The 12,843-nt window shown below is 34.0% G+C and carries 10 protein-coding genes; all 10 read left to right on the plus strand.

The window, feature by feature from the left end; translation table 11 throughout:
- The first annotated feature begins 494 nt into the window (after window positions 1-494).
- The gene (locus J7K39_07810) at window positions 495-1,487 is read left to right on the plus strand and encodes an AAA family ATPase (GenBank protein ID MCD6179794.1); all 993 of its coding nucleotides are present in this window, start codon (window positions 495-497) and stop codon (window positions 1,485-1,487) included.
- A gap of 79 nt (window positions 1,488-1,566) precedes the next feature.
- Window positions 1,567-2,442: a DUF58 domain-containing protein gene (locus J7K39_07815; protein MCD6179795.1), complete on the plus strand. Its 876-nt coding sequence runs from the start codon at window positions 1,567-1,569 to the stop codon at window positions 2,440-2,442.
- Window positions 2,442-3,386, plus strand: a complete 945-nt coding sequence (locus tag J7K39_07820; GenBank protein MCD6179796.1) for a hypothetical protein — start codon at window positions 2,442-2,444, stop codon at window positions 3,384-3,386. Before J7K39_07815 ends, J7K39_07820 begins: the two co-directional genes overlap by 1 nt.
- A 1-nt stretch (window position 3,387) precedes the next feature.
- Window positions 3,388-4,371 carry a VWA domain-containing protein gene (locus J7K39_07825; protein MCD6179797.1) on the plus strand — a complete coding sequence of 328 codons (984 nt, stop codon included), beginning with the start codon at window positions 3,388-3,390 and terminating at the stop codon, window positions 4,369-4,371.
- A gap of 17 nt (window positions 4,372-4,388) precedes the next feature.
- Complete coding sequence (locus J7K39_07830) at window positions 4,389-5,417, plus strand: VWA domain-containing protein (protein ID MCD6179798.1); 1,029 nt, start codon at window positions 4,389-4,391, stop codon at window positions 5,415-5,417.
- 6 nt (window positions 5,418-5,423) lie between these two features.
- Window positions 5,424-6,209, plus strand: a complete 786-nt coding sequence (locus J7K39_07835; GenBank protein ID MCD6179799.1) for a tetratricopeptide repeat protein — start codon at window positions 5,424-5,426, stop codon at window positions 6,207-6,209.
- Between the two features lie 69 nt (window positions 6,210-6,278).
- A complete protein-coding gene (locus J7K39_07840; protein MCD6179800.1) occupies window positions 6,279-8,141 on the plus strand; it encodes a protein BatD in 1,863 nt (620 codons plus the stop codon).
- A gap of 8 nt (window positions 8,142-8,149) precedes the next feature.
- On the plus strand, window positions 8,150-8,911 hold the full coding sequence (locus tag J7K39_07845; protein MCD6179801.1) for a tetratricopeptide repeat protein: 762 nt from the start codon (window positions 8,150-8,152) through the stop codon (window positions 8,909-8,911).
- A gap of 297 nt (window positions 8,912-9,208) precedes the next feature.
- Window positions 9,209-12,355 carry a tetratricopeptide repeat protein gene (locus tag J7K39_07850; GenBank protein MCD6179802.1) on the plus strand — a complete coding sequence of 1,049 codons (3,147 nt, stop codon included), beginning with the start codon at window positions 9,209-9,211 and terminating at the stop codon, window positions 12,353-12,355.
- A gap of 12 nt (window positions 12,356-12,367) precedes the next feature.
- Window positions 12,368-12,843, plus strand: a 476-nt coding sequence (locus tag J7K39_07855) for a hypothetical protein (GenBank protein ID MCD6179803.1), incomplete at its 3' end; no start/stop codon positions are given.

The following is a 12,843-nucleotide window of genomic DNA, read 5'->3' on the forward strand; positions in this document are numbered from 1 at the left end:
TAATGTAATTCTTTCCGGTCACCATTTCTCTTTGTGACTTCGTGTCTCTGTGGTTTATTTTTTACTCAAGTTATCCTAACATTCTCTGCGTTTCTGCGTCCTTGCGTGATTTTTTTCTCACTAAGCCGCCAAGTCGCGAAGGAATAATTGTAATGTAATTCTTTCCGGTCACCATTTCTCTTTGTGACTTCGTGTCTCTATGGTTTATTTTTTACTCAAGTTATCCTAACATTCTCTGCGTTTCTGCGTCCTTGCGTGATTTTTTTCTCGCTAAGCCGCCAAGTCGCGAAGGAATTACTGTAATATTAATTTCTTTCGGTTATCAATTTCCCTTTGTAACCCTGTGTCTCCTTCGTGTCCCTTTGAGGTATAGTTTTATAATCAACTATTAAAAAACCCTTAAAAAATCGGAGAATACACTTAACAAAATTTAACGGAGCGTACTTACTAAAATCCTTAACATCGCCTTATCTTTGCGCATAAATTTTTAAATTATGATGCAAACAGATATTCGTGAATTGAATGAACGAATTAAATTAGAGAGTTCGTTTATCGAGATGCTAACCAAAGAAATGGATAAAGTTATTGTTGGACAAAAACATATGACTGAAAGTTTGTTAATAGGTCTTTTATCCAATGGGCATATTCTACTCGAAGGTGTTCCCGGTTTGGCCAAAACATTAGCAATTACAACTTTATCAAAAGCTATTGATGCTAAGTTTAGTCGGATTCAGTTTACTCCCGATTTATTGCCTGCCGATCTAGTAGGAACAATGATTTATTCTCAAAAAAAGGAAGAGTTCCAAATTAAAAAAGGACCTGTTTTTGCTAACTTTGTTTTAGCAGATGAAATTAACCGTTCTCCTGCTAAAGTACAAAGTGCACTTTTGGAATCTATGCAAGAGCATCAGGTAACCATTGGTGAGGAAACTTTTAAATTACCCGATCCGTTTTTGGTAATGGCTACGCAAAACCCTATCGAACAAGAGGGAACATATCCTTTACCAGAAGCTCAAGTCGACCGTTTTATGCTAAAAGTGGTTATTACTTATCCAAATCAAGAAGAGGAAATGCTTATTCTTCGACAAAATATTAATAATACTTTTGAAACTATTGATGCCGTCGTAAAACCGGAAGATATTATTCGTGCTCGTGAAGTCGTTCGTGAAGTGTATATGGACGAGAAAATTGAAAAATATATTACCGATATTGTATTTGCGTCTCGTTATCCGGAAAAATATAATCTCAAAAAGTTAGAAGGATTTATTGCTTTTGGCGGTTCTCCTCGTGCCAGTATAAATCTTGCTTTAGCTGCAAAAGCCTTTGCCTTTATTAAGAGAAGAGGCTACGTTATTCCTGAAGATATTCGTGCGGTGGCTCATGATGTTTTGCGGCATAGAATTGGTTTAACCTATGAGGCAGAAGCCGAAAATATTACTTCAGAAGATATCATCAACGATATTTTAAATACTGTTGAAGTCCCATAAGAATAAGTCTTATTAACAGCAGTAATTTAATGTTTTTCGTGTTTTGATTTAAAAATCACATTTATTAACGAACAATATTGTGACAGCAAAAGAGATATTTAAAAAGGTAAGGAAGATTGAAATAAAGACAAGAGGTTTGTCCCGACAAGTTTTTTCGGGGCAATATCATTCTGTTTTTAAAGGAAGAGGAATGGCGTTTAGCGAAGTTCGTGAATATCAGTATGGCGATGATGTTCGGACTATAGACTGGAACGTTACGGCCAGATTCAATAAGCCTTATATAAAAATATTTGAGGAGGAGCGTGAGCTTACCGTAATGCTTTTGATTGATATTAGCGGATCGAATAATTTTGGAACTAACAACAGTTTTAAAATGGATGTGATTACGGAAATAGCTGCGGTTTTAGCTTTTTCTGCTATCCAAAATAATGATAAGGTTGGTGTAATATTTTTTAGTGATAAAATTGAAAAATTTATTCCTCCTAAAAAAGGAACTTCTCATATTTTACGTATTATCAGAGAATTGGTTGATTTTAAAGCCGATAATGCGAAAACTGATATCGGCGAAGCCTTAAAATTTTTAACCAATGCTATTAAAAAGCGTTGTACTGCTTTTTTGATTTCCGATTTTATGTGTGATAACTATGCAGATGCATTGAAAATAGCAGGCAATAAACACGACTTAATGGCTATTCGTGTGAGTGATGAACGTGAATCAAATATTCCAAATGTAGGAATGGTACAAATAAAAGATGCCGAGAGCGGAGAAAAAATTTGGGTTGATACATCAAGCAGAGAGGTACGTGATCATTTTGCCAATAACGCAAAACAATTCACTCACAAAGTACAGGATATAGTAAAGAAAAGCGGCGTGGATTTAGCTGAGATTTCAACGGGTGAAGATTATGTCATTCCGTTAATGAAGATGTTTAAAAAAAGGGAGGGAAGACTATAATGAAACGGTTTTTATCCTTTATAGTTTTTAGTTTATTTAGTCTGTCAATGTTCGGACAGCAAGTAAATGTTTCTATAGATACCAATGCTATTTTAATTGGTGAACAAGTAAAAGTAAATATCGACTTTCAATTTCCTTCCGATAAACAAGGCTATTTTCCTTTTTTGCCCGATTCTCTTGGACCAAATTTGGAAATAGTTGAAAGGTCAAATATAGATACTTCTTTTCTTGAGGGTAAAACACGTTTTTATCAGGAACTTAAGGTTACTGCTTTTGATAGTGGATATTTTGTTTTACCGGCTTTTTCGTTTGGATATAAAAATAAATCAGATTCAGCTATTCAAACTATAGTTTCCGATCCGCATTTGATTAATGTTTTTACCGTTGATGCAGACACAACTAAGCCTATTAAGCCTTTGGTTGGTCCTATGCCCGAGCCTTATACATTTATGGAAATACTTCCTTGGATATTACTTGTTTTAGCTTTAGGCGGACTTATTTTTGCAGCATTTTATTTTTATAGAAAACGAAAAGAGAAACCTATATTCAAGAAAGAAAAGCCAAAAATACCTGCTCACGAAAAGGCACTCGACAATATGGCTCACCTACGCTTGAAAAAACTTTGGCAAGCCGGAAAAGTAAAGGAATATTATTCGGAGTTAACGGATATTCTCAGAACCTATATTGAAGAGCGATTTGATGTTATGGCAATAGAAATGACTACCGGCGAGATTGTTGATGGTTTAAAAGAATTCGCTATTAACGATGATGCAATGCAGAAATTGAAGGATAGTCTGGAATTAGCCGATTTGGTAAAATTTGCGAAAGCAAACCCAAATGCCTTAGAGAATGATACTTGTTTAAATAACGGAATCGATTTTGTAAATGAAACAAAGATGATTGAAGTAGAGTCAAAAGGAGAGGAGGTCGTCAATGTGGAATAATATTGATTTTGCAAGCCCTCAATTCTTTTATTTACTGCTTTTAATTCCGCTTTTAGTTTTGTGGTATTGGTTTAAGAATAAACAAAATTATGCTGAATTAAATTATTCCGATTTGAGCCGTTTTAAGGGTGTTCCTAAAACTATCAGGCAACGATTGATACATATTCCTTTTGTCTTAAAAATGATTATTTTAGGATTACTCATTATAGCTTTAAGCAGACCGCAAAGTACTGCTAAACAGCAAAATGTTTCTGTAAAAGGAATAGATATTGTGATGGCTTTGGATGTCTCGGGAAGTATGCTGGCACAAGATTTAAAGCCTGATCGTTTGGAAGCATCAAAAAAAGTAGCATCCGATTTTATTGAAGGACGCCCCAACGATCGTGTTGGATTGGTTATATTTTCGGGCGAAGCTTTTACTCAATGTCCGCTTACAACAGATCATCAAGTTCTGAAAACATTATTTAAAGACGTAAAAAGCGGAATGATTGAAGACGGAACTGCCATTGGCGATGGCTTGGCAACGGCTATAGCTCGTTTAAAAGATAGTCAGGCTGTTAGTAAAGTTATTATTTTGTTGACCGATGGAATTAGTAATATGGGTTCGTTAGATGCTTCTTCGGCAGCCGAAATAGCTAAAATGTTTGGCATTAGAGTTTATACTATAGGAGTGGGAACAATAGGAACAGCACCTTATCCCGTACAAACGCCTTTTGGTATCGAGTTGCGTCCTATGGAAGTAAAAATTGATGAGCCTCTGCTAAAACAAATTGCGGCCACAACAGATGGAAAATATTTTAGGGCAACAAGTAATAAAAAGCTTCAAGAAATTTACGCTCAAATCGATGAGTTGGAAAAATCAAAAATTGACGTAACGGTATTTAATCAAAAGACTGAGGAATTTAAACCTTATGCCTTGTGGGCATTATTCTTTTTTGTAATGTTAATGCTCTTGAAATACGTTTATTTAAAAACGATTCCTTAAAACGTATTATTATGGAAATGTTTCGATTTGAAGAAATAAATTATTTATATGCGTGGATATTAATCCCCTTGTTTTTTGTTTTCTTTTGGGTGATGATTCTAAGGAGAAAACGAAATATTAAACAATTGGGTGATAAGAATCTTATTGAGGCTTTAATGCCTAATCGCTCTAATTTTAAGCTTTGGATAAAATTTATCTTATTAAGCTTATCTTTCTTCTTTTTGATTTTAGGATTGGCAAATCCGCAAATAGGTTCCAAATTGGAAGAGGTGGAGCGTAAGGGTGTTGATTTGGTTATGGCTCTTGACGTATCTAATTCTATGTTGGCCGAAGATATTAAACCTAATCGTTTGGAAAGAGCAAAACGAGCAATTTCGCAACTTATTGATAGGTTAGAGGGAGATAGAATTGGTATAGTAGTTTTTGCAGGAAAAGCATATATGCAACTTCCGATTACTTCGGATTATAGTGCAGCAAAATTATTTTTATCTACCATAGATACCGAAATTGTTCCAACACAAGGTACCAGTATCGGACAGGCAATAGATTTGTCTTTAACGGCTTTTAGTGACAATAAACACGAGAAAGCAATAGTTGTAATTACGGATGGGGAAGATCATGACGACGATCCCATAGCCGCAGCTGAAAGCGCTGTTGCACAGGGAGTGAAAGTTTATGCCATTGGTATTGGTTTACCCGAAGGAGCTCCAATTCCAGAGTTTAGCAACGGACAGCAGATGGGTTTTAAAAAAGATATATCGGGAAAAACCGTTATTACTAAACTTGATGAATTAACTCTGCAAAAGGTGGCAACTGCCGGCGAAGGGATTTATGTACGAGCTAATAATACTTCGGCAGGATTGAATCAGGTATTTGAGGAAATTAGTAAAATGGAAAAACAGCGTTACGAAACAAAAATGTTCTCTGATTATGAAGACAGGTTTCAATATTTTATCGCTTTGGCAATATTTTTGTTAATTCTTGAACTCCTTATATTTGAAAGAAAAAGTCGATTTGCAGGTAAAATTAAATTGTTCGATAAATAAGAAGAAATGATGAAGAACATATTATTTATAGTCTTTATGTTTTCTGTTGCTTTTGTCAATGCACAAAGCGATAAAGCTTTGGTTCGACAAGGAAATAAATCGTATCAGAATAACGAATTTGCAAATGCTGAGATAAATTATCGTAAGGCATTAGACAAGAACCCGAATTCTTTGAGTGGCACTTTTAATTTGGCCGATGCTGTTTATGAGCAAAAGGATTTTGAAAAATCAGCCGAAATGTTTGCTAAGATCGGGCAAGCTGATTTAGCAAAAGAACAAAAAGGAATGGCTTATTATAATTTAGGTAATTCGCTTTTGAAAGCAAAACAGTACGAGCAAAGTATAGAAGCATATAAAATGGCATTACGTAATAATCCTGCGGATGCAGATGCCAGATATAATTTAGAATTTGCTCGACAAATGCTGAAAAATCAACAAGATAAAAAAAAGGATAAGCAGGATAAAAAAGACCAAGATAAGAATCAAAATAAAGATCAACAAAAAGATAAAAACGATAAAAAAGATCAGGATAAGAATCAAAATAAAGATCAGCAAAAAGATAAACAAGATAAAAAAGATCAAAATAAAGACCAGCAAAAACAGCAGGATAATAAAAATGATCAAGGAAAGTCCGAACAGCAAATGAACGACCAACAATCTAAAAAGATATCTAAGAAAGATGCTGAAAGAATGCTGGAAGCTTTAAAAAATAATGAGAAGAAAACATTAGAAAAACTTAAAAAAGGAAAAAAAGGAAAAGTAAGAGTTGTTAAAAAAGAAAAAGATTGGTAGTCTCTTTATAGAGCCTATAACCTTAGTTTTAATACTTTTGCAATTCGACCATATAAAAACTAAAGAAAAATGAATCGACTGCTATACTTACTCAGTGTACTTTTAATATCGCTTAGCTCTCATCTGTCGGCTCAGGAAGTAAATTTTTCGGTTAAAGCTCCTAACAGGGTGTCGGAGGGACAACGGTTTAGTGTAACTTTTGTTGCTAATGCCGATATTGATGAATTTAAAGCTCCTCCTTTTACGGGCTTTCAAATATTGAGTGGTCCTAATCGTTCTCAAAGTTCCAGTATATCCTTCGTTAATGGAAAAGTATCGCATAATGTCAGTATTTCTTATAGCTATATTTTTTATGCTAAAACAAAAGGAAGTTTTAATATTGGGTCGGCCACTTGTTCTGTCGATGGAGAAGAATACGCTACTAATCCTTTTACAATTGAAGTAATTGGTGGAAATAGTAATTCCAAAACCCTTTCCGGAAGTAATGCTGCTGCCACATCACAATCGCCTGATTTAGTTGCGGTTGATGATAAGCAGCTTTTTATTGAAGCTTTTGTAGATAAGAAAAAAGTATATCAGGGAGAACAGATATTATTAACACATAAAATATTTACTCTGGTTCCGGTCTCTAACCTGTCGGTTGATAAATTATCTTCTTATCCCGGGTTTTGGTCTATCAATTTATTGGATAATGGTCAGCAGTTAAAACAGTATAATCAAAATATAAATGGTAAGGATTATATTGTTGCCGATTTAAAACGCGAAGCTGTTTTTGCACAAAAGACGGGTAAAATAGAAATTCCCGCTATGGAATTAAGTTGTGTGGCTAAAATTATAAATAATAAAAAAAGAACAGCATCTAATGATCCATTTTTCGATAGCTTTTTTAACGATCCGTTTTTTAATAATGCATATCAAAGTATAGAAAAAAAACTACGCACAAAAAAAATTACAGTTGAAGTTTTACCCTTACCTGCAGAAAATAAACCGGAGAATTTTAGTGGTGCCGTAGGTGAATTTACCATAAGCTCAAATATAGATCAAACAAAGATAAAAACTAATGAAGCGGTAACTGTTAAATATACAGTAAGTGGAAAGGGAAATATTGATTTGATTCCTGATTTGTCTGTGCAGTTTCCTGCCGATTTTGAGGTTTATGATCCTAAAATTTCAACAAATATTCGCAAAGGAAGTACGGGTGTTTCCGGTTATAAAATTTTTGAATATACATTGATTCCTCGAAGCTCAGGAACTTACGATATTCCATCAGCAAGTTTTAACTTCTTTAATCCAAAAACAAAGCATTACGAATATAAAACAACAGATGCTTATCAAATACAAGTAGAGAAAGGCAATTTGTCAACAAGCTCAAATATGACTTTTGCCGGCGAAAACAAAGAAGATATTCGTTATATCGGGCAGGATATCCGTTATCTTACATCTTATCCTTATAAACTTCAACTTATTGGTAGTCATTTCTTTGGGTCTACTTTATTTTATATTTTATTGTTTTTGCCTTTAGTTTTAGTTCTTTTAATAGTAATTGTTTGGCGAAAAGAAATTAAAAAACGTAGTAACGAAGGATTGATGAAAAATAAGCAAGCTACCAAGCTGGCTAAGAAGCGTTTGAAAAAAGCCAATAGCTTTTTGAAAGCCGGTAACGATCAAGAATTTTATGTTGAATTATCTCAAGCACTTTGGGGTTATATTGCCGACAAATTTAATATTGGTCTGTCAGCTCTTTCCATTGAAACCGTTCACGATTATTTGACTGAGAAGAAAGTAAGTGCAGAGCTGATTAACGAGTTTACGGATACATTAAATGATTGTGAGTTTGCTCGTTTTGCTCCGGGAGATAAGGATGTTGCAATGGATAAGGTTTATAAAGAAGGCCTACAGATAATTAGTAAAATAGAAAGTCAATTAAAATAATTAAAGCGATGAATAGATTTGTATTAAGTATAATTATCGTTTTAGTGCAGTTGCCAATCTTGCTTTTCGGACAAGATTACCAAACGTATATTAAAGATGCTGAGCATTATTATGCTGAAGCTAAATATGATTCGGCAATTTTAACCTATCAAAAAGTATTAGACGAAGGTTATCATTCTACTGAGCTTTATTATAATCTTGGAAACAGTTTTTATAAACAAAACGAAATACCATCGGCAATTTTATATTTTGAAAAAGCTTTAAAACTTGATCCCGCTAACGAAGATGCTCTATTCAATTTAAAGTTAGCCAATACTCGTATTCAGGACAAGATAGAATCTTTGCCTTTATTGTTTTTTGTACGATGGTATGTTGGTTTGTACAATATGTTCTCGGTTGATAATTGGGCTAAGATTTCGTTGGTGCTATTTTCCATTTCTGCTTTGTTTAGCCTGTTGTATTTTTTGGGGAAGAGTATTTTTATGAGAAAAACAGGCTTTTATTTCGGCTTGATTTTTCTGTTTTTATCGGTTTCAGGACTATTCTTAACTTACAAAAAGCATATTAGTCAGATTGAGCAAGCACAAGCTATAGTGTTTAAGCCTTCTGTTACGGTTAAAAGCTCGCCTAATGCAAATGGTGTTGATTTATTTGTTATTCACGAAGGAACCAAACTATGGGTAATAGATAAAGTTGGGCAATGGTGCGAAATTAAAATCGCTAATGGTAGTATTGGCTGGATAGAAACAAAAACGATAGAATTGATTTAGTTTAAATACGCTTATACTCTCTTTTCTCATACATTCACCCGTTGACGGAGCACCTACTCCCTCATCTCGAACGCAGTGAGAGATCTTTGCATACTGAAGGAGATAGATCTAGGCTGAAAGTCTATATGTTGGAGCGGATTTGTAATCCGTTAAAAAAAACAATGTGCTATGGAACTCCGATTACAAATCGGTGCTAACAGTGCTAAATTGATTTCCTCCAAATCATTTCCAATTCAAACACACGAATTCCTCTATTCTTTCGTTTATTAACAATTGTATGTTATTAGAATGGAGGTGATGAAAATCTTAAACCTCTTTATTGTTGGTAATTTAGCGAAACATCTAATTCTATTGGTTATGCGTAAAGGCATTGTTAAATATTTTTTTGTTTTTATTTTCCTGATTGCGAATCTGCAAACAGTTGTTTGGGCGCAGTCGACACAATTAAAATCCGATCCGCAAAACAGCTTTAAAACAGCTGTTGATTTATATAAAAGCAATCGATTTGTGGCTGCTCAGCAATTGCTTAGCGACTTGCAATCTAACTCTCTTAGTAATGCGTTAAAACGTGATGTGGATTTTTATTCGGCTTTGACAGCTTTAAAATTAGGCTCTAAAGATGCTTTTTATCAAGCAGAAATGTTTAAAAAAAATCATCGTGTTTATAGCCAAATGGCAAAATTAGATCTATTGCTGGCGGATTATCAGTTTGAACATAGGCGTTTTAAACAAGCAATTATATTGTATCAGTCAGTTCAAATATCAGGTTTGAATCAAGCTGAAAAAGAGAAGTTCAATTTCCGACTTGGCTATTGTTATTTTTATACTAATCAATTTGATAAAGCGAATATTTACCTCTATAAAGTAAAGGATAGTAAATCTAAATATGCTCCTACTGCAAGCTATTATTACGGACATATTGCTTATCAAGAAGAAAAATACACTACGGCTTTAAAAGCTTTTAAGCAGATTCAAAACAGTCCGATGTTTAAAGATATTGTGCCATATTATATTGTGCAAATTGCTTTTAAGCAGGAGCAATATCAGTATGTTGCAAAAGATGCACCTGCTTTGTATAAAAAATCTAGCGATAAACGAAAGCCTGAAATAGCTCATATATTAGGCGTTTCTTTATTTAAAATTGAAAAATATTCTGATGCAATTGAGTATTTGGAGTATTACCGACAAGCTGTTAAAAGCGATTTTACACGTGCCGATTATTATCAGTTGGCATTTGCTTATATGAAGAGCGAAGAATATCAGCAGGCAATACGTTACTTTGAAAAAGTGAAAATCAAAGACGATGCTTTAAGTCAGAATGCATTTTATAATGTAGGTGCTAGTTATTTGCAGATGGGACAAAAGCAATTTGCGGGCGAAGCTTTTTATCGAGCTTATCAGTTGTCTTTTGACAAGCAATTACAAGAAGATGCGATGTTCAATTTTGCTAAGGTTTCATATGAGCTTAGTAACGACCCGTATAATAAAGCTATAAAAGCACTTTTAGAATTTATGACTAATTATCCAAATTCCAATCGCATAAGCGAAGCCAATGAATATTTGGTTAATCTGTTTTTGTCGGCTAAGAATTATAAAGGTGCTTTGGAAGAGATTGAGAGGATTCCCAATAAGAATAATCAACTGTTGGCAGCTTATCAAAGAATTACTTACAATCGTGCTATAGAATTGTTTAGAGAACGAAATTATCAGCAAGCATCAAAGCTTTTGAAAAAATCTGTTAATTATAACTACGACAAATTAACTCGAATAAAAGCACAATATTGGTTAGCAGAAACGTATTATCTGACAGGCAATTATAAAATGTCAATACAACTTCTTGGAGACTTAAAGCAAAATGGTTTTTCACGGCGATTGAATAATTATAAGCTTATTGATTACAATATAGCCTATGCGTATTTTCAAATGGATGACTTTGAAAACGCAAAAAAATATTTTATTCAATATATCCAAAATGCTAAGGTCGGCAATCCTCGTCTTGTAGATGCTTATCTGCGTATAGCCGATATTTATTTTATAGGAAAAGATTTTAATCAAGCAATTGCTAATTACGAAAAAGCGGAAAAAGTAAGTCAAAATTATTTGCCTTATGCTGTTTATCAAAAAGCACAAGCTTATGGTGGTAATGGCGATTTTGCAGAAAAAATCAGGGTGCTAAAAGCATTTACCGAAACGGGTCGCGATTTTGATTTAAGCGATGATGCCTTTGCAGAATTGGGAATAACATATTTGTTGATGGGTAGAGAATCGGAAGCAATCCAAACTTTTAATGCCCTTATTCAACGATTTCCCAATAGCTCGTTTTATAGAATAGCATTACTTAAAACAGGATTAGCATATTACAATTTAGATAATAGGAGTGAGGCATTACGCAATTTAAAGATGGTGGTTGAACGTTTTCCCGGCACTCAAGAATCTAAAGAAGCTTTGGTAAGTATCAGAAATATTTATGTTGAATCAAATATGGCGGATGAGTTTTTTGTTTATGTAAAAGATTTGCCCAACGCTCGTGTGAGTAGTTCAGATCAGGATACTATTATGTATCGCGCTTCGGAGAACGTCTATATGAATGGTGATTGTGAGGCTGCTGTTCCGGGTTTTTCAGAATATATTCAGAAATTTCCTGAAGGTGCTTTTGTTGTGAGTGCACATTATTATCGTGCCGAATGTTTACTGAAAGCCAATTTAATTAATCGTGCTGCCGAAGATTATAAATTTGTTACAGAACAACCCAACACTTTATTTTATGAAAGTGCTTTATCGAAAATAGCTTATATCTATCGTAATGAAAAGCAATTTAGAGAAGCACTGAATGCATATGCACGACTTTATAAGATTGCTTCGAGCGATAAAAATAGAATTATTGCCCGTGAAGGTCAGCTCGAAAGTTATCATCAGTTGAATATGTACGATTCTACAATGATGATTGCTCAGCAAGTTTTGCGTTCGCCTGATGCCGATGAGCAGAGCTATAAACGAGCACATCTTTATATGGCAAAAGCAGCCTTTAAAACCAATCAAATGGCTTTGGCTCAACGCGAATATAAAATTGTTGAAGGCTTGTTGGGAGGTAATGCATCGGCAGAAGCAAAATATCATTTAGCTCTTATTCAGTATCAGCTTGGCGATTATAAATTAGCCGAGAAAATGGTTTTTGAATTGATAAATGATTATGGTTCTTACGATTATTGGATAGCAAAAGGATTTATTCTTTTGGCTGATGTTTATGTGAAATATGGGAATACATTTCAGGCAAAACATACGCTTCAAAGTATTATCGATAACCAGTCGGATACGGCTTTAATCAATTCGGCTATGCAAAAAAAGCAAGCTATTTTAGAGTTAGAATATTTGGAAGAGCTGGAAAAACAAAATGAAATTGCTCCCGTGGATACAATCAGTACGATTAGTAATTTTAATAATTAAGAATTGGGAATTATGTATAATCAAAAGATATTTAAAATAGTATTAGTAATTGGTTTGTTCCTGAGTTTTGAATTTATAGCTATTGCTCAAACAATTACAGAAGAGGAAGTTACGGTTATAGCACCTTATAGCCCAACTATTTCTAAAGCGCAAAAAATCAATAATTTCCCAACAAGCGAGGAAAATACAAATACAAAATTTAAGCTGGAGTATTATACCAACCCTAAATTAATCTCAACCATTTTTGAGTTGGAAGACCTAAAAGCAGCACGTTATATTAGTCCAAAAGAACCAAAGTATAAACAAAATGTGGTAATTGCCGGAATGGGTTTATATACAACGCCTTATGCGGAATTATTTCTAAACGGAAAATTAAATAGAAATTTTACTTTGGGATTGCATATAAAACATTTGTCGAGTAAAGCTTCGGTAGAAGATTATGGGTATTCAGGCTTTAGCAAAAGTGGGGCTGAGGTTTGGACTAAGAA

Source organism: Bacteroidales bacterium (assembly GCA_021157585.1).
GTDB lineage: Bacteria > Bacteroidota > Bacteroidia > Bacteroidales > UBA12170 > UBA12170.

Coding starts and splice junctions, on each gene's coding strand:
- J7K39_07835 (MCD6179799.1), top strand. CDS start 5,424: ATGATGAAGAACATATTATTTATAGTCTTTATGTTTTCTGTTGCTTTT.
- J7K39_07850 (MCD6179802.1), top strand. CDS start 9,209: ATGAAAATCTTAAACCTCTTTATTGTTGGTAATTTAGCGAAACATCTA.
- J7K39_07820 (MCD6179796.1), top strand. CDS start 2,442: ATGAAACGGTTTTTATCCTTTATAGTTTTTAGTTTATTTAGTCTGTCA.
- J7K39_07845 (MCD6179801.1), top strand. CDS start 8,150: ATGAATAGATTTGTATTAAGTATAATTATCGTTTTAGTGCAGTTGCCA.
- J7K39_07830 (MCD6179798.1), top strand. CDS start 4,389: ATGTTTCGATTTGAAGAAATAAATTATTTATATGCGTGGATATTAATC.
- J7K39_07840 (MCD6179800.1), top strand. CDS start 6,279: ATGAATCGACTGCTATACTTACTCAGTGTACTTTTAATATCGCTTAGC.
- J7K39_07810 (MCD6179794.1), top strand. CDS start 495: ATGATGCAAACAGATATTCGTGAATTGAATGAACGAATTAAATTAGAG.